Origin of the sequence: Wolbachia endosymbiont of Tribolium confusum (genome assembly GCF_020405475.1) — a bacterium.
Classification (GTDB): domain Bacteria; phylum Pseudomonadota; class Alphaproteobacteria; order Rickettsiales; family Anaplasmataceae; genus Wolbachia.
This window is the reverse complement of record NZ_JAIZNT010000002.1, coordinates 145,344-167,610: the sequence shown is the minus strand read 5'-3', so window position 1 is coordinate 167,610 and position 22,267 is coordinate 145,344. Positions and strand designations below refer to the sequence as shown.

Annotated in this window: 21 protein-coding genes; 7 read left to right on the top strand and 14 right to left on the bottom strand. The window is 34.4% G+C overall.

The features are described 5' to 3' along the window. The 7 genes from uvrB to LEM02_RS02530 all read right to left on the bottom strand — a co-directional run. Window positions 1-1,906, bottom strand: a 1,906-nt coding sequence (gene uvrB, locus LEM02_RS02560) for an excinuclease ABC subunit UvrB (protein ID WP_226079600.1), incomplete at its 3' end; no start/stop codon positions are given. Between the two features lie 86 nt (window positions 1,907-1,992). After that, a complete protein-coding gene (locus LEM02_RS02555; protein WP_226079604.1) occupies window positions 1,993-2,754 on the bottom strand; it encodes a cytochrome c1 in 762 nt (253 codons plus the stop codon). Window positions 2,755-3,032: 278 nt separating this feature from the next. Further along, the gene (locus LEM02_RS02550) at window positions 3,033-4,259 is read right to left on the bottom strand and encodes a cytochrome b (RefSeq protein ID WP_226079599.1); all 1,227 of its coding nucleotides are present in this window, start codon (window positions 4,257-4,259) and stop codon (window positions 3,033-3,035) included. Between the two features lie 128 nt (window positions 4,260-4,387). Further along, window positions 4,388-5,569, bottom strand: a complete 1,182-nt coding sequence (locus LEM02_RS02545; RefSeq protein WP_226079598.1) for an ankyrin repeat domain-containing protein — start codon at window positions 5,567-5,569, stop codon at window positions 4,388-4,390. Window positions 5,570-5,879: 310 nt separating this feature from the next. Beyond that, window positions 5,880-6,974: an ankyrin repeat domain-containing protein gene (locus tag LEM02_RS02540; RefSeq protein ID WP_226079597.1), complete on the bottom strand. Its 1,095-nt coding sequence runs from the start codon at window positions 6,972-6,974 to the stop codon at window positions 5,880-5,882. A gap of 258 nt (window positions 6,975-7,232) precedes the next feature. Beyond that, on the bottom strand, window positions 7,233-8,321 hold the full coding sequence (locus LEM02_RS02535; protein ID WP_226079596.1) for an ankyrin repeat domain-containing protein: 1,089 nt from the start codon (window positions 8,319-8,321) through the stop codon (window positions 7,233-7,235). A 96-nt stretch (window positions 8,322-8,417) separates the two neighbouring features. After that, entirely contained in the window at window positions 8,418-8,669 is a 252-nt protein-coding gene (locus tag LEM02_RS02530; protein ID WP_226079595.1) for a DnaJ domain-containing protein, read from the bottom strand. A 169-nt stretch (window positions 8,670-8,838) separates the two neighbouring features. Here LEM02_RS02530 and LEM02_RS02525 point away from each other — a divergent pair, with 169 nt between their 5' ends. Then, entirely contained in the window at window positions 8,839-9,411 is a 573-nt protein-coding gene (locus LEM02_RS02525; RefSeq protein ID WP_226079594.1) for a NifU family protein, read from the top strand. Next, a complete protein-coding gene (hisS, locus tag LEM02_RS02520; protein ID WP_226079593.1) occupies window positions 9,408-10,631 on the top strand; it encodes a histidine--tRNA ligase in 1,224 nt (407 codons plus the stop codon). The genes LEM02_RS02525 and hisS overlap by 4 nt, the downstream gene beginning before the upstream one ends. On the opposite strand, the gene surE is transcribed toward hisS, so the two are convergent. From surE to LEM02_RS02505, 3 genes are all read right to left on the bottom strand, one after another. After that, window positions 10,628-11,398, bottom strand: coding sequence for a 5'/3'-nucleotidase SurE (gene surE / locus LEM02_RS02515; RefSeq protein ID WP_226079592.1), 771 nt, complete (start codon window positions 11,396-11,398; stop codon window positions 10,628-10,630). The genes hisS and surE overlap by 4 nt on opposite strands. Before the next feature lie 202 nt (window positions 11,399-11,600). Further along, window positions 11,601-12,236 carry a hypothetical protein gene (locus LEM02_RS02510; protein ID WP_226079591.1) on the bottom strand — a complete coding sequence of 212 codons (636 nt, stop codon included), beginning with the start codon at window positions 12,234-12,236 and terminating at the stop codon, window positions 11,601-11,603. Continuing rightward, window positions 12,230-13,039 carry a hypothetical protein gene (locus tag LEM02_RS02505; RefSeq protein WP_226079590.1) on the bottom strand — a complete coding sequence of 270 codons (810 nt, stop codon included), beginning with the start codon at window positions 13,037-13,039 and terminating at the stop codon, window positions 12,230-12,232. The genes LEM02_RS02510 and LEM02_RS02505 overlap by 7 nt, the downstream gene beginning before the upstream one ends. Window positions 13,040-13,175: 136 nt before the next feature. Between LEM02_RS02505 and LEM02_RS02500 the strand changes: the two genes are divergently transcribed. After that, the gene (locus LEM02_RS02500) at window positions 13,176-14,450 is read left to right on the top strand and encodes an APC family permease (protein WP_226079589.1); all 1,275 of its coding nucleotides are present in this window, start codon (window positions 13,176-13,178) and stop codon (window positions 14,448-14,450) included. Window positions 14,451-14,520: 70 nt separating this feature from the next. Continuing rightward, window positions 14,521-15,807, top strand: a complete 1,287-nt coding sequence (locus LEM02_RS02495) for an APC family permease (protein ID WP_226079588.1) — start codon at window positions 14,521-14,523, stop codon at window positions 15,805-15,807. 28 nt (window positions 15,808-15,835) lie between these two features. On the opposite strand, the gene LEM02_RS02490 is transcribed toward LEM02_RS02495, so the two are convergent. Beyond that, window positions 15,836-16,261 (bottom strand): hypothetical protein, encoded by a 426-nt coding sequence (locus LEM02_RS02490; protein WP_226079587.1) that lies wholly within the window; start codon window positions 16,259-16,261, stop codon window positions 15,836-15,838. Window positions 16,262-16,399: 138 nt separating this feature from the next. Between LEM02_RS02490 and LEM02_RS02485 the strand changes: the two genes are divergently transcribed. Continuing rightward, window positions 16,400-17,422, top strand: coding sequence for an aspartate-semialdehyde dehydrogenase (locus tag LEM02_RS02485; RefSeq protein WP_226079586.1), 1,023 nt, complete (start codon window positions 16,400-16,402; stop codon window positions 17,420-17,422). A 1-nt stretch (window position 17,423) separates the two neighbouring features. Here the strand turns inward: LEM02_RS02485 and LEM02_RS02480 are convergent, their stop codons facing one another. Beyond that, window positions 17,424-18,500: a 5-(carboxyamino)imidazole ribonucleotide synthase gene (locus tag LEM02_RS02480; RefSeq protein ID WP_226079603.1), complete on the bottom strand. Its 1,077-nt coding sequence runs from the start codon at window positions 18,498-18,500 to the stop codon at window positions 17,424-17,426. A gap of 106 nt (window positions 18,501-18,606) precedes the next feature. On the opposite strand from LEM02_RS02480, the gene apaG reads away from it, so the two are divergent. Next, complete coding sequence (gene apaG, locus LEM02_RS02475) at window positions 18,607-19,011, top strand: Co2+/Mg2+ efflux protein ApaG (RefSeq protein WP_226079585.1); 405 nt, start codon at window positions 18,607-18,609, stop codon at window positions 19,009-19,011. Window positions 19,012-19,211: 200 nt separating this feature from the next. Here apaG and LEM02_RS02470 read toward each other — a convergent pair whose 3' ends face one another. Next, window positions 19,212-20,810, bottom strand: coding sequence for an ABC transporter permease (locus LEM02_RS02470; protein WP_226079584.1), 1,599 nt, complete (start codon window positions 20,808-20,810; stop codon window positions 19,212-19,214). A 130-nt stretch (window positions 20,811-20,940) separates the two neighbouring features. On the opposite strand from LEM02_RS02470, the gene trhO reads away from it, so the two are divergent. Beyond that, window positions 20,941-21,786, top strand: a complete 846-nt coding sequence (gene trhO, locus LEM02_RS02465; RefSeq protein ID WP_226079583.1) for an oxygen-dependent tRNA uridine(34) hydroxylase TrhO — start codon at window positions 20,941-20,943, stop codon at window positions 21,784-21,786. Here trhO and LEM02_RS02460 read toward each other — a convergent pair. Then, window positions 21,783-22,184: a hypothetical protein gene (locus LEM02_RS02460; protein ID WP_127463814.1), complete on the bottom strand. Its 402-nt coding sequence runs from the start codon at window positions 22,182-22,184 to the stop codon at window positions 21,783-21,785. The genes trhO and LEM02_RS02460 overlap by 4 nt on opposite strands. Window positions 22,185-22,267 lie beyond the last annotated feature (83 nt).

Sequence of the window (22,267 nt, the reverse complement as noted above, 5' to 3'; positions counted from 1 at the left end):
CAATAATACCTTTTATTTTTGCCGCCTCTTCAAACTCTAAATTTTCAGCATGCTTCAACATTTGCTTTTTCAGACTATTTAGATCATCCTGACTAAAATTCTCAACTACCACTTTTTCCTGTAAAGTATTTGATATAGGCTTTATTATAGTTTTTGGTACAGTATTGTGCAGTGTATTATGCTCTGTCTGTTTCTTTCTTCTCCTTTCAGTTTCTTTCAGTGCACGATCCATAGAATTAGTAATTTTGTCTGCATATAAAATTACTCTGCCTTCAACATTGCGTGCAGCACGACCTATCGTTTGAATGAGCGAAGTCTCTGATCGTAAAAACCCTTCTTTGTCAGCATCCAAAATTGCAACTAACCCACACTCGGGAATATCAAGACCTTCCCGCAACAAGTTAACGCCAACAAGAACATCTATTTCTTTCGATCTTAATTTGCATATAATTTCAATTCTTTCCAGTGCACCAATATCTGAATGCAGATAAGTTACTTTCATACTGAGCTCACTCATATGCTCAGCTAGCTTTTCAGCCATTTTTTTTGTCAATGTAGTAATTAGAATACAAAATCCCTTTTTTATTGTTACTTGCGCCTCGTGAATTACATCATCAACCTGATTCTCTGTTGGTTTTATGGTACAGATGGGATCTGTCAGTCCTGTTGGGCGGATAACTTGCTCTATAAATGCGTGATTAGTCTTTTCTAATTCATATTTTCCTGGAGTAGCCGAAATGTAAATGGTCTGGGGCCGTATTGCCTCCCATTCTTCAAACTTTAATGGACGGTTATTGAAAGCAGAAGGGAGCCTAAAACCATAATCTATCAACTTCTTTTTACGTGCTTCATTGCCACTATACATTGCACCTATCTGGGGAACGGTTACATGGCTTTCATCAACAAATAAAATTACATCTTTAGGTAAATACTCAAACAACGTAGGCGGTGGATCCCCGGCTTTCATTTCATAAAGATAACGAGAATAATTTTCAATACCTTTACACACTCCCGTTGCCATCATCATTTCAATATCAAAATTAGTACGCTGCTCAAGGCGTTTTGCTTCAACAATTTTGTTCTGTGAATAGTAATAATCCAGGCGTTCATGTAGTTCTTTTTTAATCAATTGAACTGCTTGCAAAAGAGTCTCACGTGATGTAGTGTAATAGCTATTTGGAAAAATGTTGACTTTATCTATGCGTCTGATAATATTGCCGTTCATGGCATCGATCTCAGAAATTTCCTCTATTTCATCACCAAACAATGATAAACGCCAAGCTTTATTTTCATAATAGGCAGGAAATATATCAATAATATCGCCGCGCACTCTGAAATATCCTCGCTCAAATCTGACATCAGAACGCTTATATTGAAGATTAGCCAAATTATTCAGGAAATCATTAATATTAATCTTATCTCCAGCATTTAAAGTTAAGGTCATGCTGAGATAGCTCTCAGGCGAACCAAGACCATATATACAAGAAACACTGGCAACTACAATTGTGTCCCTACGCTCCAAAAGAGAGCATACAGCAGAATAACGTAGCATATCAATTCTTTCATTTATTAAAGAGTCTTTTTCAATATAAGTGTCAGTTTGTGGCGAGTAAGCCTCAGGCTGATAATAATCATAATAAGAAATGAAGTATCCAACAGCATTATGGGGGAAAAATCCTCTCATCTCCTCGTAAAGCTGCGCTGCTAAAGTTTTATTATGTGCCATAATTAACGCAGGCCTATTTGTTTTTGCAATAACATTTGCCATAGTAAAAGTTTTTCCAGAGCCAGTTACTCCAAGTAAAACCTGATCTCTTTTTTTGTTATTTAGTCCTTCAACTAAACTATCTATTGCTTGTGGTTGATCCCCAGCTGGCTGAAAATTTGTAACTATTTGAAATGCCATGCCTTTATATTTTTATAATGTATTTATTAGTATAGAATACATTTGCTAGTGTAAATAAGGTATGAAAGAATAAACATAAAAAAACTCTATTTTTTCTTTTTATAGAGTTTACTCCAAACTCTATTGTTAGTGAGGACAAAAAATACCGTCAAAATTATAAAGTATGTCACTATTTTTAACCCAAGTTTATGTCGACGTTCCAGTTCTGGCTCGGCTGCCCATTGTAAGAAATTTACTACGTCATATGACATATTTTCAACTGTGGCTTGCCTTGCACCATCATATTCTACCATTCCTTCAGATAATGGTGGTGCCATAGCTAACCTGCCTGTTGAAAAATATGGATTAAAATATAAACCGTTCTCATCGTGTTCACCATTTTGATAACCAATAAGCAGTGAATAGATGTAATTTGCACCATCATGCCTTGCTTTAACAATGAGTGATAAGTCTGGTGGAACTGCGCCATTGTTGCTTGCTGCAGCTGCTTCTTTTGTATCAAAAGGTGCAATAAAATAATCCGAAGACACTCCCGGCCTATCAAACATTTCACCCAAATCATTCGGACCATCTTTAACTTGGTAAGAGGCTGCAATTTGTTTTACATCCTCTTCAGAAAAACCAACATCTTGCAAATTACGAAACGCTATTCTATTCATTGAATGGCAAGCAGCACAGACTTCCTTGTATACTTTATAGCCACGCTGAATTGACTCTCTATCGAAAGATCCAGTAATTCCATCAAAACTCCAGTCGATTTTCTTATTTGGTGATGGTGTGAATTCTTCTGCAGATATAAAACTAGACAGGAATAACATGCAAAAGACTGCAAATACATTAGATCCCATGCGTAACCACTGTTTTAGTAAATTTCGAATTGATGTTATGTAAGTAGCTGACACTGGAATCCAGTTTATTTCATCACTGACATTATGGTTATCGTGCACTCCCAGAATTTGTTGTTCATTGCATGATTTATAAGTATTTTTATATCTGGATCCCAGTGTCAAGCACTGGGATGACAACAGAAGATAGCGAAATGACGCTGTGTGTTGTATATAATATTCATAAAGTTGTGAAGCTGGGATGACAGAGAATTTTGTAAGGAATTTGCTTTGAGTTGACATCACTTCATCTCCGGCACGGAATCGCTTATTGTTTTTGGTAATTTTTTTGGTTTCTCATACTTACTAAGTAAAGGTAAAATTATCACAAAATATGAAAAATAATAAAGAGTTGAGAGCCTACTTAAGGTAATGTAAGGCTCTTTAACTTCCTGCCCCCCAAGCCAAGCAAGAAATGCAAAATTTATTGCAAAAACCCAAAAAAATTTCTTAAATAATGGGCGATAAGCACCACTTTTAACCTTTGATTTATCAAGCCAAGGCAAAAGAAACCAAACTAAAATAGATCCAAACATGGTAAGTACACCAATAAGCTTATTTGGAATTGAGCGCAACATCGCATAAAAAGGTAGGAAATACCACTCTGGTACTATGTGTACTGGAGTTACCATAGGATCAGCTTCTATATAATTATCAGGATGCCCAAGATAATTAGGGGCATAAAAAACAAATCCAAACAAAATTATAAAAAATAAACCAAAAGTTATGCAGTCCTTTGCTATATAATAAGGATAAAAAGGAATAGTGTCCTTACCTGACCTGACTTCTATTCCACTTGGGTTATTAGAGCCAAATCTATGCAGAGCAACAACATGTAACATAGCTAAAGCAATAATAATGAAGGGCAGAAGATAATGAAGGGCAAAAAAACGATTAAGTGTTGGGTTATCAACGGAAAAACCACCCCACAACCATATAACTATTTTATTGCCAATTAAAGGTATGGCTGAAAATAAGTTAGTTATAACTGTTGCACCCCAAAAGCTCATTTGTCCCCATGGAAGAACATATCCCATAAAGGCAGTTGCCATCATTGCAAAAAATATAAATATGCCAATAAACCACACCATTTCTCGCGGCCTCTTATAAGATCCGTAATATAATCCACGCATGATATGAACATAGACCACCATAAAGAAGAGTGACGCCCCAACAGCATGAGTATAACGTATCAGCCATCCATAACTTACGTCACGCATTATACGTTCCACACTATTGAATGCATGATCAACATGCGGAGTGTAGTGCATGGCAAGAAATATACCTGTTATTATCTGCAAAATTAGTGCTATACCAGCCAAAGAACCAAAATTCCAAGCATAATTTAAATTTTTTGGTACTTGATAAGAAGCAGTATGTTTTAGAAAAGAAAATATAGGCAGTCTATACTCTATCCAACCTAATATACCTTTTTCTTCTGTTATTTCTTTCTTGCTATCATCTTCCATAACTTAAAGTTTTTTCATCTTAACTCATTTTATTGTAACAACTTACCTATAACGTACAATAAAAAGTTTAAATTTAAGAATAGATTTCACGAATAAGCACTCAAGCTTGAGTGCTTATTTTAACTGGTTTAGAGGGATTTTTGATGACATACACCTTTAGATATTGTTGAATTGCTTAATGAACTTCGAGGACATTGATCAAGTTCTTCAAACTTACTCATTGCCATCTTGATATCCCTTTCTATAGCACTAACCTTTCTTTCTCTAATTTGCTCCAATGTTAAAAGTGAATCATCCAGTGGCATTGAGTATCTTTTCCCCGTGAACTTACTTATTGCTACAGCAGTTAGCAGAATTGTTCCATTACAATCAACTTGTGAAGAACCAATTAAGCTTCCAGTCGAATGTGCAATAGATTGCTGTGCAGGAGGTAAAGCAGGGGCACTCTGAAATAAGCTACTGAGTGCAGCAGTTGTTGAAGCTCCCATCCAACTAAATACACTATTAATAAAAGAAGAAGGTCTTACTGCACTACTTGGTGCAGGAGTAATATCTTCTGAGTTTACATTGGCACTCTCTGCTTCTGCAGCAATTTCTTTTATCGTTTTGCCGGAATAAAATAACTTAACATAATCTGATGGTGTCTCGTTCCTTATATCCTTAACATTATCAATATCAGCACCATTATCGTATAATAGCTTAATTATTTTTGGACGTTTTGAACTAATAGCCAAATATATAGGTGTTTGTCCCTGTTCGTTTTGAACATTGACATCAGCACGATATTCAATAAGAAGCTCAACTATTCTTGAGTAGTTTTTTTCAATAGCAGCATGTAGACATGAATTTTGTGAATAAGCAAGAAGATCAAATTTGCCATCTGGACTAGCACCATGCCTAAGTAGGACCTCTACTTTCTCCGAACTATTTTTATCTATAGCCCAGCCTACAAGAGTGCGTTTTTTATCAGCATATGAAAAATAACCACTAATGCTTGCTCCTTTATCGATTAGAAGCTCTATCATTTCTGTGGTGCCCTTTGTAACAGCATAGTATATAGGAGGCACACAAAAAAAGTCCTCAATATTAACATCTGCGCCATTCTCAATTAAAAAACTCATCATTTCTAAATCTTGTTTACTAACAGCAATCGATAAAGGTGAGTTACCATTTCTATCTTTAGAGTTAATAACATTAGTAGTATGTGTCTTTCCTTCGCTAATATACTCCTCAGCTTTTTGAAAATCACGTTCCTTTACTGCAGAACGTAGCCCATCTCTCCATTTTTCAACTTCTGTTTTTGTAACCATAACCCTCCTAAAAGATAAAATCTTTGCCCTTATACCACATAATTCGGGCATATGCTAGTGAAATTTATATGTAAAATTAAAAAAATTTTACAACGTAAGAGATTGTTATTTCATCACGTGCTACATTTAGTTTTTGTACAAAACACCATAAACCTCCTTAGTTTACTTAAATTGCGTAGCAGCTTATTCCTAACATATAAGAGCTTTAACTTAAAGAGGATTATACGAAAATAAGCACTCAAGCTTGAGTGCTTATTTTAACTGATTGAAAGGGATTTTTGGTGCACGCCTTTAGATATTGTTGAATTGCTTAATGACTTCGAGGACATTGATAACGTTTTTTACAATTACTAATTGCCGTCTCGACTTTTTTGTCTATAATATCAATTCTTGTCAGAGGTGGATTGTCCAGTGGCCTTAAATATTGTTTTCCTTTAATATAACTTACTGCCATAGCAATTAGCGTAGCTATTCCATTACAGTCAATTTGTGAAGAACCAATATGGCTAACAGCCAAGTGGTCAACAGATTGCTGTGCAGGAGGTAAGGCAGGAGCACTGCTGAATAAGCCATTGAGTGTGGCAGTGGTTACCCAACTAAATATACTATTAATAAAAGAAAAAGGTTTTACTGCACTGCTTGTGATGCTGCTAGCTTCTTTAAAATCTGCTCTGGTAGGAGTGGAGAAAGAATTCACTGTGCTACTTGCCAAGTCTTTGGTATTACTAACTTCCAATTCCATCTTAATTGCTTTGGTAGTGGATAACGAAAGACTCGCTGCACTACTTACAAAATCTGTACTGTCGTTAGCGTCTTTAATACCTGCTTTTATAGAAGTTAATTTTGCTTCACAGTCAGCTTCAGTAGCACTGCTCAATACAGATTCTATTTTTTGAATTTCACTACTACTACATTCATCTTTTCTAGCATTTCCAACAACATCTAATGCTGTTTTGCCGTAACGACTTTTAATACTAGCATCAGCACCTCTACAGAGTAGGAGTTTTACCATATCTAAATGACAATCGTTAGATGCTAAGTACAAAGGTGTAAGGTCTTTATAATTTGTAGCATTGATGTTAGCATCACGATCAAGTAAAAACTTTGCTATTTCTAGTTTGTCATGTCTAGCAGCAATATGCAAGGGAGTACTCAAATATCGATTACTAATAGTAGTATTAACATCAGCACCGCTGTTACATAAAAACTCTAATATCTTTAAATTACCCAAGAGAGTAGCATGATGTATAGGTTTCATATAGTATCTTTCATAATTCAAAACTTCATTTTTTATTTGTTTATACTCTATCTCTTTAATACATTCTTTAACTTTCTGAAAATCACCTCTGCTTATAGCAGAAACTAATTTTCTTCCTAAAATCTCAATTATTTTTTGTTTTTCCATTAAATACCTCCTAAAAGAGAATGCTCTCGGCTTTATATCATGCAACTTAATATGTACAAGCAAAATTTACAGAGAAAAATTTCAATAGTTAAAAATTAGGTCTTCAGCAATCTATCACTTTAACTTTCGTACAAGACATGCTGAGCTTCCTTATTCAAATTTTTTTGCTCTTAATAAGAAGCAATCTGCTTTAGAAGAGGAAATAAGGGATAAGTTTTGTAAATAAGCACTCAAATTTGAGTGCTTATTTTAACTGATTTAGAGGGATTTTTGATGATATACACCTTTAGATATTATTGAATTGCTTAATGAACTTCGAGGACATTGATAAAGTTTTTCACAACTACTAATTGCCGTCTCGAGTTTTTTTTCTATAATATCAAGTCTTGTCAGAGGTGGATTGTCCAGTAGCCTTGAATACTTTTTCCCTGTGAACTTTTTGACCACTACATCAACTAGTAGAGCTGTTGCATTAAAATCAACTTGTGAAGAACCAATTGGGCTACCAGCCAAGTGATCAACAGATTGCTGTGCAGGAAGTAAAGTAGGAGCACTGCTGAATAAGCCATTGAGTGTGGCAGTGGTTACCCAACTAAATATACTATTAATAAAAGAAAAAGGTTTTACTGCACTGCTTGGTGCAGGATCTGGAGTATCACCAGCTTCCAATCCTGTCTTAGTATTTGCCCTGGTGGAGGCTGAGAAAGGTTTCGCTGTACTACTTGCTGCATCTGGAGTATCACCAGCTTCTAGTTTTAACTTAGTATTTCTTCTAGCAGAAAGTAATAGTTCTGTACAATTATTTTTATGAAATTTTAATAAACCTAAGCGTATTTTGCTCGGCTTACAGCCATCACTGCAAAGACTTTCATAACCTGGGATAACCTCAAATGCCGTTTTGCCATTTGTACTTCTAATACTAGTATCAATACCATTCTCAACCAGAACTTTTGCTATATCTAATCGACACTGATAAAGTGCTAAGTGTAAAGCTGTAAAATTTTGCATTCCTTGAAAGTTAGTGTTGCTGTGAGTACAATTAAATACAACTTTCTCCATTTTTGACATACCATGTGTTACAACAATGAATGTGGAAGGAACAAGGCACGCATCACTCACAGCATTAATATTAGCACCATTGTTAAGCAAAAACTGCAATATCTTTGAGCTAGCTCTGTAAGTAGCAAAATGTATAGGTGCCATGCCATATTGCTTACCATTAATAATATCGTTTTGTACATCTTTAATCTTTGCCTTTCTAACACATCTTTTAACTTCCTCAAAATCAAGTTTGTTTATAGCAATAAACAATTTATTCCTTAACTCTTCTATTCTGTGTTTTCGCATCAAATACCTCCTACAAGACAACGCTCTTGGCTTTGTATCACACGATTTAGTATTTACAAGTGAAATTTACAGAGAAAAAATTTCAATAGTTAAAAATTAGGTCTTCAGTAACCTATCACGTGCTGCGTTTAATTTTTGTGCAAAATATTCTGAGCCTCCCTTGTCTGGATGGACCAGTTTCATTAAATTTTGGTATGCCTTATTGATTTCATTTTGGCTTGCCTCGGAATTCAGCCCCAGTATTTTTAATGCTTCATCTTTGGACATATTATCACCAGTGTAATTTTTGGTGTAATTTTTACTGCTGTTAAATTCGTTCAAAAACTTACTTAATATAGAGTTCATCATAAAACTTATGTTATTTCTCTTTGCCAAAAAGAGAAAAAATACAACAACGCTAGGTAAAACAAACGTGATTATTGTGAATATCAAAAAAAGGAAGAAGATGAATGACATGTATATTTTTTTATCATTTTATGATTAAATAGTAACAATTATAATTGTCATGGTAAATAACATGTTTATCCAGATTGAAGAAACACCAAACCCAAACACGCTGAAATTTCTTCCTGGTTTTGAAATTCTGAGCGAAGGAGAAACAGCTGATTTTTCAAATGCAGATGAAATAAAGAACTCTAAACTAGCAGTAAATCTTTTTCAAATAGAACATGTTGTAAGAGTATTTTTTGGTCATGATTTTATTTCAGTAACAAAATCAGATGGAATTAATTGGGACGTATTAAAAGTAGAAATTTTAACTACAATTATGGATCACTTTACTTCTGGTGGAAAAGCACTGGATAAAGAAGGAGCAAACGATAATGACATGCCAAATGAAGAATTTTTTGATAAAAATGATATAGAAGTTGTAAATAGAATAAAAGAATTGATGGAAAGTTATATTAAACCTGCAGTTGCTCAAGATGGTGGTGATATCAAGTTCCGTGGCTATAAAGACGGAATAGTTTACGTTGAACTGCAAGGAGCTTGCTCTGGGTGCCCAAGTGCTGCAATTACCTTGAGGCAAGGAGTGCAGAATATGCTGAGCTATCACATACCAGAAGTTTCAGGTATAGAGACTATGCTATGACTAATCAAACAGTTAGAGGAACGAAAGATCTTCTGTTTGATGAATGGTATAAATTTAAATACATAGAGCAAACAGCAAATACAATCTCAAGTTTATACGGCTTTTTGCCTGTTCAAACTCCGATATTTGAATACACAGAAGTCTTTACAAAGACTTTAGGTGATAGTTCAGATATCATAAATAAAGAGATGTATACTTTTATTGATAAAGGAGGAAAGAGCATAACTCTGCGTCCTGAATTCACTGCAGCGATTGTCAGGCTACTCATTGAAAAAAAACTGCAAACACCGGTAAAGTTATTCTCAACAGGCCCTTCATTTCGTTACGAAAGACCACAAAAGGGACGACAAAGGCAATTTCATCAGATAAATTTTGAGATTTTTGGCATAGAAGATCCGAAAGCTGATATTGAATTGATATCACTTGCTCAGCATTTACTCACTGAATTTGGCATCAATGAGAATGTAAGACTGGAAGTCAACTCTTTGGGTGATAGTGAAACAACAAGTAAGTATAGAGAAGCTTTGATATCGTATTTAAAAAAGTTTCAAAATGACCTATCAGAAGATAGTCAAAATAGATTGATTAAAAACCCACTCAGAATATTAGACTCTAAGGATAAGACAGATAAAGAAATAATCTCTGACGCACCAAAAATCAGTGATTATTATACAAAAGAATCTTCATATTTCTTTGACCAGGTGTTAAATGGACTGCAAGCTCTTGGCATACCTTACACTGTAAATAGCAAATTAGTTCGAGGTCTAGACTATTATTGTCACACAGTATTTGAATTTGTCACAGAAGATTTAGGTGCACAAGGAGCAGTTTTTGCCGGTGGAAGATACGATAATCTAGTATCTTCAGTAGGTGGAAAACACACTCCAGCAATAGGATTTGCAGGGGGGATTGAGCGTATAATGGAATTAATCAACTATGCTGAAAAAAAAGAGAGGCCTATTTATATAATTCCAATCGGTGGAGAAGCTGAAGAACATGCTCTAACACTTGCAAGTGAATTACGCAGAAATGGTTTATATGTGATTTACGAATATAGTGGAACTCTAAAAACCCGAATGAAAAAAGCAAATCAAGCAAATGCAAAAGTTGTATTAATCTTTGGTGATGAAGAGCTAAGCAGTAAAACTTTAAAAATTAAAAACATGGACACGGGTGAAGAAAAAATGATTGCTCGCGATAAAATCGTAGAAAATATCTAATCAGAAGCAATAGGAGTGTTAGCTATAGAAGAAAATTCCTCTGCACAAGAATTTTTCATAGCATTTAATATATCATAATCTGTAAAATCTAATTTTATCGGTGTAATAATAATAAAACCTCCTTTTATTTTATCTACACTACCACTGCCTGAGTGTTCCCGAGACCAATTTAAGCTTAAAGAACCATTCGAATTTTCAGTAAAAGTTAAATCCCCATCAATGTTGTATTCACCTTGCTCAGCAAATTCTACTCCTTTCACTTTTTCTGTAGCAGGAAAATTTACACTCATCACTATATTTTTAGGCCAACCAACTTTAACTAGCTTGTCGATAATCTTTGATGCAAAAATCCTTGTATTGTACCAGTTTATTTCGTTACGATAAGCTTGGCTTAGTGCAATAGAAGGTATAAATCTTGCAGCACCTTCCATTGCAGCACCAATTGTTCCTGAGTAGCAAATATCATCTCCGACATTTGATCCAATATTTACTCCAGACAATATTAAGTCTGGTTTTTTATTCATAATCTTATTTAGTGCAATAATGATACAGTCTGCAGGGGTACCAGATACACTAAACTCCCTTTCACTATGTTGGTTTATTTTAATAGACTGTTTCACTGGATAATCAAGAGATCTTGCAGCTCCACTCCTATCAGCATCTGGCGCCACTATCCATATTTCTGATGCAAAATTCTGTGCAATCTCTTTAAGTAATCTTATTCCTTCACTTTCAAAACCATCATCGTTTGTTATCAATATTATCATATTCAATATTCAGCTATCAAAGTACACTGATGAGGTTTGAAGTTTCTTTTCATAACCATAACAAAGAATCTGCTACAAATCAATAAGGAAAAATTAGAAGACGGCCAGATTGCCATCGTTTAGTTTGCTGTGAGTTAATTATAAATACCAATTTTAGCTTCACGCCTAACTGACAATCAAAGCTTAGACAAGTCTTAGAGCTTTAAGCAGCAGAGAATCTTGTATGCCCTGCAAAAAATGCTTTCATCTTTTCAAGATAAGTAGATGGTTCTGCAGGAACTTCTATCTCGTCTATCTTATAAGATATTGCTGCATCTATGACTTCATCTGTTATTAATTCTCTCAGCCTTTGTTTTATTTGCCCTCTTCGAATATGTTCTCCATAGTCATTATAAAACTTCACATATAATTCTTTAAACACAAATTCTTTTATAGCATCTCTCATATGAGAAATTCCTTCCTTTACTTCATCATTTGCATTGCTCAAATCCACTCCAGAACCTAGCGAATATAAGTCGTCAAACTTTTCTTTTAAAATCTTTATTTTAAAGTAGTGCTTATCTACAGATTGCTCAAGAAACTTTTTAGTAGCATTACCTGCCAACTCTCCTATTATCTGAGGTTCTAGTTGAGCTGCAAAATTATTTTCTGCTTCAAGGCCACTTAATGCATAAATGATACGATTAAGCATTCCAGGGCCACACTGGCGATTACTTTCCTCAAAACGAACCAGCAATATGGATTTCAATAGCTCTACATCTGCATTTTGCTTTCTTGCTGCAATTAAAACTAAATTTATGGCCTGTGTTAATGTCAGTCCGGTTTTAGAATCTACCATCTTACCCATTCTCCTTCTTCATAACCATCTAGTTTCAAATAAGGTGCTATCAGTTCTTTCTGAGGATTTGTCAAACCTCTTATATAACTTTTAAATTCTTCATCCAGCTCACTTGATGGAGTACCATGTTCTTCCTTTAATTTTTTGGCACACTCAATAATACTTTGCTGAAAACTACTCGTATGAACACTCTGACTGCCGGTGCTTACATCACTTACATTAAACAAAAAGCTCATTTGCTTTACACTTAAACCCAGAGGCGAGAAGAGCTTTATCAATGGATACTTTATTAACTCAAGAAGTGCTACTGGGATCAATAATATAGTATTAATAAGCACTAAACATATTCTAAGACTCAACGCTCTACTATTTGATAATGTTCTGCTAAGCTCTGATATCTTCGATGAACAATACAAAAATGGTAATTGGATACAATATATTGAGTATATAGAAAAAAACAGAATCTTATCTTTTAACCCTATTGTCGGGTCATTATATACTTCAGAAAAAATGTTATCATCACTATTTTCATTTTTGAAAGACTGATAGCTGCTTGTAATCCTTTCTGTAAAAATAGAACAGAGCTTATGCAATCCGTAACACGAAACGCCAACAGCTAGAAAAATTGCAAGTGTTCCCAAAAAAGCTAATATTTCACTTGAAGTTTTAGCAAGAAGAAATTCAAAAAGCACACCAAAGAGGATCTCAAGCAAACAGTCAAGTAAAATTATCGCTGCAATAGCGGAAACAAACAATAAAATACCCCCACAAATAATCAAAAAATCTCTTAATCTTGGAGTCACACCCTACCTCTTAATAATCTATTAATATACTTCTCATTATATTCTTAGATTAAAAAATGCAAATTAAAAAGACCAATTGAAATTTCTGAGCTTCAAATATATTGTTAATATATTTAGATAAAAATTAAAAATTGTCGTGTCAAATAAAATAGGCTTTTTAGCTGTCCTTGCCTTGGTGATTAGTAGCCAAATCGGCTCTGGAATTTTTATGCTCCCAATTAGCCTTGCACCTTATGGCGCTTATAGCCTCATAAGCTGGGTGATATCAGGATTTGGCGCTATATCCCTTGCTTTGGTTTTTGCTTCACTTTGCGCAAAATTTCCAGAAACGGGGGGACCACACATTTATGTGAAACATGCTTTTGGTTCTACAGCAGCTTTTTTTGTTGGTTGGACATATTGGGTAAGTTCGTGGGTTAGCTCAACTGCTGTAACGATTGCAAGTATCGGTTATTTAGCTCCCCTTTTTCATAATGATATACAAGATGTACGTTTGCTTTTAGAAATAATATTAATTTTAGCTATTATGCTAATAAACTTAAGGGGAGTAACTACTGCTGGCTGTGTTGAGCTTCTGCTAACCATTGTTAAAATTATCGCACTTCTTGCAATACCCATAGCAGGGCTATTTTTCTTTGATAGAAATAATTTTATTGTAAGTGAGGAAGTATCAAACTTTACAATATCGCAAACTCTTGCTCGTTCTACACTCCTTACTTTATGGTGTTTTATTGGGCTTGAATCAGCAACGGCACCTGCAGGATCTGTCAATAATCCCTCTAAAACAATACCAAGGGCTATAGTGCTTGGAACAGTCTGTGTTGCTGTGATATATTTCATCAATAGTCTTTCAATTATGGGATTGATAAGTGGTAATGAACTAGCTAGTTCAAAAGCACCATATGTTGATGCGATAAAAATTATGTTTCCAGGTAATTGGCATTTAATTATTTCTGTTGTTGCCTTTATCGTTTCTGTAAGTAATTTAAATGCTTGGTTTTTAGCTGATGGGCAAGTCACCTTAGGCCTTGCAAAAGATGAGTTAATGCCGCAATTTTTTGCCAAAAAAAATAAGCATGATGCTCCTGTTTATGGAATAATACTAAGTACTTTGGGAGTGTTAGTTTTACTTATCTTAACGTCAAACAAAAGTTTTGCTGAGCAAGTAACTTCAATAATTGATATCTCTGTAGTGTCATTTTTGTTTATCTATTTATCATGTAGCCTTGCTTTTCTTAAGGTTATCATTCAAGAAAAAAAATACTGCAAATCTTTAATTGGAGGCGTGGCTGTACTTTTTTGCTGCTGGATAGTATACGAGACTTCTATAAAAACATTGTTAATATCAAGCCTATTCCCTTTAAGCGGCACGCTTATTTATCTACTTTGGTATCATAAACTAAAAACTTAACTTAAATTTTTTATTTGCTAAAATTCTTAAGCTATACTACTGGCTTACATTAATAGAATTAAGAGGTATTGTGTCAAATAAAATAGGTTTTTGGGCTGTTTTTGCTTTAGTCATTAGTAGTCAGATCGGCTCTGGAGTATTCATGCTTCCGGTTAGCCTTGCTCCATATGGTGCTTATAGCCTTATAAGCTGGATGATATCAGGAGCTGGTGCTGTATCTCTTGCACTAGTCTTTGCTACACTATGTGCAAAGTTTCCAGAAACTGGAGGTCCTCACGTTTATGTGAAACATACCTTTGGTTCTGCCGCAGCTTTCTTTGTTGGTTGGACGTATTGGGTAATCTCATGGATCAGCACAACAGCTTTAATAGTTGTGGGTGTTGGCTATCTTACACCATTTTTCCATGAAGATGTCAAAAGCATGCGTTTGTTTTTAGAGCTGTTGTTATTTGCAATCATTACATTAATAAATTTAAGGGGAATAGCTACTGCAGGGCGCGTTGAGTTTCTACTCACAGTTATGAAGGTTGCTGTATTGCTTGCAATACCTGTAGCAGCGTTGTTTTTTTTCGATAGAGGTAATTTTATTATAAGTGAAGAAATCTTAAGTCTTACAACATCGCAAATTCTTGCTCGTTCTACACTCCTTACTCTATGGTGTTTTATTGGACTTGAATTGGCAACAGCGCCTGCAGGGTCAGTTGATAACCCAGCTAAAACTATACCAAAAGCTGTAGTGCTTGGCACAATTTGTGTTGCTATTATATATTTTATCAATAATTTTGCGATTATGGGGTTAATAAATGGAAATGACCTAGCAAATTCAAGAGCACCATATGTTGAGGCAATAAAAATTATGTTCTCTGGTAATTGGCATTTAATTATTTCTATAATTGCATTCATTTTTTGTGTTGGTAGTCTAAATGCCTGGGTTTTATCTAGCGGACAGGTTGCCTTTGGTCTTGCAGAAGATAGACTTATGCCAAAATTTTTTGCTAAAAGGAACAAGCATGGTGCTCCCTTTTGGGGAATAATAATTAGCTCAGTTGGCACTGCAACTTTACTAATTCTCACTTCAAACAATAATTTTGCTCAACAGATTACGTCGATTATTGACTTTTCTGTAATTTCATTTTTGTTCGTTTATCTTACATGCTGTTTTGCCTTTCTAAAGGTTATTATAAAGGAGAGGAGTTGTTATAAGCTTTTAATTGGTAGCATAGCAACAACCTTTTGTTGTTGGGTGATATTAGAAACCCCTGTAAATACCTCGCTAATTGCAAGCTTATTTACTGCAAGCGGCATACCCATTTATTTACTTTGGTATCGTAAAATCTCTGTACAACAAGCTCAGTAACTAGAGCTACGCTTTAAATGATCAGTACTTATGGTCCAAGGTTTTTTTTCTCTTTATCTACTTTTTCAACATTACCATTCTCAAGTTTGCTACCTACTTCTTCTGTGCGTTTATTATCTATGTAGGTCTCATTTTTTGCTTTATTAGAAAGACCTATTTGCGATTGCAGTTTTTTATACTCTTCTTTTTCAGGCGTGAAAATTTTCACTAAAAATCTTCCTATTATTGGTATTGAACTTAAAAAATCTCTTAATCCAAAAGATACTTGCTTCTTGTTTGAAAGATGCTGGTCTATCTTAGAAATTTTCACACCATACTTTTTATCATCAAAATTTATTGCTGGCTTGCTTTTTTTCGAAAGAACATTTTGAATCTCTAATCTATTGACTTTTTCAGGCTTTTGAAATGCAGATACTGCAGGTTTGACCTTAGTGTCATCATGTTTTTTACTCATTTCATTCTACCATGCAATATTACTAGTATCTTATAATTATAACTAAATTATGGTTAATTGCAAGGTAAAAATATTAAAGTAATTGTAAATTTTATCAGTAAAAATATAATATAGCTTTAAAATCAGAGGTTTATTTATATGGTATGTAAGATTGCAGTTATTGGAGCAACAGGAAGAGTAGGATATGAGGTATTGACCATGCTTGCTGAATTTCAAAAAGAGGGAAAATTTTCGATAGATTCTGTTGTTGCTTTTGCATCGAAAAAATCAAAGGGAAAAAAGGTGAGTTTTGGTGACAAAGAGTTAACAGTTTTATGCCTTGAGGATTATGACTTCGTTGGAACTAATATAGCCATTTTCTGTGCAGAATCTCATGTTTCTGAGAGATACGTACCAATTGCAACTGAGGCTGGGTGCGTTGTGATAGATAACACTTCCTATTTTAGGATGAAAGAAGGCGTGCCACTAGTTATTCCAGAGATCAACAAAGATAAAATTACGGAATATAAAAACCATAATATAATATCTAATCCAAACTGTACTACAATACAAATGTTGCTGGCATTACATTTATTACACCAAAAAGCAAAAATAAAGAGAATCGTTGCTTCAACTTATCAATCAACTTCTGGTGTAGGTAAAGCAGCAATGGATGAGCTTTACAATCAGACAAAAAAAATCTTTATGAATGAAGCTAAAAAACCTGAAATATTTCCTAAGCAAATAGCATTTAATTGCATTCCTCATATAGGAGAGTTCATGGAAGATGGTTCTACAAAAGAGGAGTGGAAAATGCAAGAGGAGGCAAAAAAAATTTTAGAAGAGGATATAAAAGTAACTGCAACTTGTGTCCGAGTACCTGTTCTTGTTGGTCATGCTATAGCAGTAAATGTAGAATTTGATCAGCATATAACTGAAGAAGAAGCTCGTGAAATGCTCAGTGAAGACGATGGAGTTTTAGTGCAAGATAAGCGCGAAGATGGTGGATATATGACTCAGATTGATGTTGTGCAAGAGGATGCCGTATACATATCACGTATTAGACAAGACGATACCGTTAAACACGGATTAAATATGTGGATAGTAGCTGATAATCTACGCAAAGGTGCAGCACTAAATATAGTGCAGATCTTGGAGATCTTGATCAAAGAGCATTTATAGCTCAATAACTTAAATCTATATTGACATGACCCATTTTACGCTTGTCCCTAACCTCTTTTTTCCCATATATGGTTAAACTAGCTTTTTCGTTGCTCAAATATTTGTGAGAATCATATATATCATTACCTATTATATTTTTTGTCATGCAAGAAAAGCGTAATACTACTTCCTGCATAGGTAGCCCACATATTATCCTAACTAGCTGCTCAAATTGACTAACGTTGCATGCATCCAAGCTCCAGTGGCAAGAATTGTGGGGTCTTGGGGCCAGTTCATTAACTAGTAATTCATGATTTTGAGTGATGAAAAATTCAATAGCTAGAATTCCTACTACATCAAGCGCAGTTGCTATTTTCTCTGCAGTTTTTTGTACCTCTTGAGTTAATTTATTATCTATTTTAGCTGGTGCTGTTGAAGTATCAAGTATGCCATCAACATGACAATTTTCTGCTATAGGAAAAAAGACCACCTTACCATTTTGATCTCTTGCAATAACTATCGAAATCTCTTTCAATAAGTCGACACTTGCTTCCAGAATATATTGTGTATTCCAATCGAAGGAAGCAAATTGCTTCAGTTCAGAATCATTTTCAATCACATATTGTCCTTTTCCATCATAACCCATTTCTGTTGTTTTTAGCCTTATTGGATAGCCAAAAGTTTCACTGCTTTCTAGTAGCTGATTATAATTTTGTATACTTTTGTAATCAGCAGTTTTTATGCTTAAATCTCTAATAAAATCTTTCTCTCTCAGCCTATTTTGCGAAATGTGTAACGCCTTTTTGCCTGGATAAAAATCTGTATGCTGCGACACAATATCAATTGCACTACATGGAATATTTTCAGACTCAATAGTGACTAAATCCACACTCTGTGCAAAAGATTCAAGTGCCCTTTTATCACAGAAGTCTGCTATTGTTAAATCATCAGCAACAGAACAAGCTGGATCGTTTTTGGCACTGGCAAAAATATGCGTTTTGTGCCCAAGTTTTATTGCAGCGATAGCAGTCATTTTACCTAATTGCCCACTTCCTATTATTCCTATCACTTTTTTATCCAGTGAATCTGTTTTGTTCATCATGTAGATTAATATTTCCTAGTTAGAGTACGATAATATGCTTGGAAAATCTATGAAAAAAGTGTATAATTGAAGTGTGTTAAATTTTTATCATGAACACTTTACGATGACCATGAAATACATACTTATTACTAATTCTATTGAAGTTACAGTTTTGCCAATTTACATTGAAGAGCAATCCATTCCTTATGAAAATTGTTACGTATGGATGTATAATGTTAAGATAAAAAACAAAAGCTCATCAACCATTCAATTATTAAGTCGCTATTGGCGAATAATAGATCATGAGGGCAAAGTAAATGAAATTGCCGGAGTCGGTGTTATTGGAGAACAACCTGTAATAAAATCTGGAGAGGTATTCAAATATACAAGTGGAACATACTTAAATACACCATCAGGAATAATGCAGGGTAAATATGAATTTCTGAACGAAGAGAGCATAAAAACCTTTGATGTTATGGTACCACCCTTTTCCTTAGACAGTCCATACGTTAACACTAGACCTCATTGATCATCAAGATAGTGTATTTGTTTAAGTGCATCTGAAACCAATGCTTCTGTTTTGTCATTTGAGCTTCCATAGTGTCATCCGAGTAGCTGATACTGAGATCCAACTAAGTTGATAAACACGAAAGCACTGACCATTTGCTTCTATAGTTGTCTTTTTCGTCTATCTTATTTTGTTACTCTGCTGAACAGATGCAAAATAGTTTATTTTTGATTCTTATCATCAAGTGTGAATAAGATTATTGTAGAGGTTAAACCTATAATAACTATCATTAACGAAAATGGGGCAGCTTCTCTGTAACGCTCATCGCTGACAAGTTCATATATTCTAGTTGATATAGTTTCAAAATTAAATGGTCTGATAATTAGTGTTGCCGTGAGTTCTTTTACCGTATCCATAAACACGAGCAGAAATCCCGATAGTATGCTTTTCTTGATAAGGGGAATATGAATATTCAGGCACGTGGAAATAGGCCCATGACCCATAGTATATGCAGTCCATTCAATTTCATTTGGTGTTTTTTTGAGTCCCGACTCTATCGCCTTGAAAGATATAGCAAAAAAACGAAATAAATATGAGTAAACTAATGCGCCAATAGTTCCTACCAAGCTAATTTCTACAATATATTGAGTAATGAAAGAAGATATTCTGCTTAAAAACATTATTATGCTAATTGCAATAATTGCATTTGGAATTGCATATCCAAGAGAAATGAGACGTGCTATATTGCTTATTACCTTATTTTTACGTGCTGTATATCCAATAATTATTGCAATGCTGATCGAGATTAGCGCGGTAATAAATGATAAACTAATACTGTTTGTTATTATATTATAAAATCTTGCTTCGTATATGAAAAAGCCTTTCTCTATGCTCCAATATATAAGTGGAATCATTGGTAAAATAAAGCCTATTAATATCGGCAATAAACACATAAGATAAGAAAAGATCAACGATATAGAACCGTTTATACTACGTTTATTGTGATAATCTGCATTAGTATTGATTGAAGAGTAAGATATTTCTCTTTTTTGTAGTTTTTTCTCGATAACTATTAGTGTTGCAACGAAAATCAGCTCTGCAACTGCCAAAACAGTAGTTGAATATTTGTCATGCAGTAAAAACCAAGTACGGTATATTCCTGTCGTGAAAGTATCGATAGCAAGAAACTGTGGTGTGCCGAAATCTGTAATTACTTCCATTAGTACCAAGGATAACCCAGCTATAATTGATGGACGTATGGAGGGTATGATGACAGAAAACAGACTCTGTAATGAGGAGAACCCAAGTGTTGATGCAATAGTGACTGAGTTACTAACGCTCTTTAGACTTGAGCGGACCAACATATAAACGTATGGATATAGACTAAATCCCATTACTAATATTCCACCACCTAGGGATTTGATCTCGGGAAACCAATAGTTACCTTTGCTCAATTGAAAAGTATCTCTTAACAAGCTCTGAATTGGACCTGAAAACTCTAACGTGTTTACATAAACAAACGATACTATATATCCAGGAATTGATATCGGAAAGAATAAGGCAATCTCAAAAATTCTACTTCCGGGAAACGAAAAAAATGTAGTAAGCCAAGCTGGAATTACTCCAAATATAAAGGATATTAACCCTACTCCTACCATCAAAATCAACGTATTGAGTATATATTCAGGAAAAAGTCTACTAATTACCCATCCAGAGGTTGCTGATTCTGTAAATAGAATCGATATTAACGATAGTATAGGGCAGACAAATAATACACTTACTAAAAACAAGAATATATTTTTAAATACTCTCAGAAACATTAACTTGAATCTATATTTGATATTAAAATGTTATATGCAAAAACTAAAGATATCCAGTAATTAACAGCCGTCCTATTGAATATCTTCATAATTTTATATATTATGTTTTAAATCGATAAACTAATTAATTATGAGTTTTGTCATTGCAACTTTCTATCATTTTGTAAAACTCTCTAATTATTATGACATGAAAGATGAAATAAAAGTTGCATGCGACAATGTCGAATTAAAGGGTACTATACTCCTTGCAGAAGAGGGTATTAATGCAACCGTATCTGGTGAAAGAAACGCGATTGATAAAATATTCGATTTTCTACGTTCTGATGACAGGCTAAAAGGTCTTACGTGGAAAGAGAGTGTGGCAGGATACCAACCGTTTAGTAAGATGAAAGTGAGATTAAAAAGAGAAATTGTGAATCTTGGTGTAAGTAATCTCGGTACTTCCGTTAGAGGCCAGTACGTTGATCCAGAGCATTGGGATGATTTTGTCTCTCAATCTGATGTTTTAGTGATAGACACACGAAATGAATACGAAGTAAAACTAGGCAAGTTTAAAAATGCAATCAATCCACACACTCAGCGTTTTCGCGATTTTCCTCAGTGGGCAGAGTCATTTTCTGAGAGTAAAGACCTGAAAGTAGCTATGTACTGTACTGGTGGAATCAGATGTGAGAAATCTACAGCATATATGAAAAGCCTTGGATTTAAAGATGTTTACCATCTTAAAGGCGGTATTCTTTCCTATCTTGAAAAAACTGGTAATAAAAGTGGTAATTGGGAAGGCGAGTGTTTTGTTTTTGATGATAGAATTGCTGTTGATCACTCACTCGCCCCAAGTGATAAAATAAAATGCATATTCTGCTCAAGTAAAGTTTCAACTGATGAGCTGAAATCAGTTCCACGTGGCCAAGTGGTTTGCTCTGATTGTAAATCTTTAAGTATTGAAAGAAATTCAGAATATAACACGAACCTTTAACAACTTCTTTCTCCTTGCATATTTGTAACCTTAATTTTGTCAAGGCATTTACCTACGACATAGCCCGCTCCAGCTCCAAGTAATGCACCAACTATAGCAAATGCAATCAACACTACACCAGAAACACCGATAAGAGTTAAAGTTTCTTGCCCTAAATAACATGCTGCAACTAGACCAGCAACTAAACCAATTGCTGCACCTATACACCTAAGTTTCATATTATTACTAATATTTCTACCTTTCCTATATTGTATACTATGATCAGTATCATCATCTTGAAAAGCAAATTCTTTGATATCGTCTCTTGTTTTTAAACAATCGATAAGCTCACCTATTGTTTTGCTACGCAAATTATGTAAATTTATAACGCCATTTTTTATAGATTGTTCAAATGTCATTTTATTTTTCCATACTATTAGAATATATTTTTATTACACTTAATGTCTTAATAGTTGGTAAATTCCCATATAAGAATAAGTAG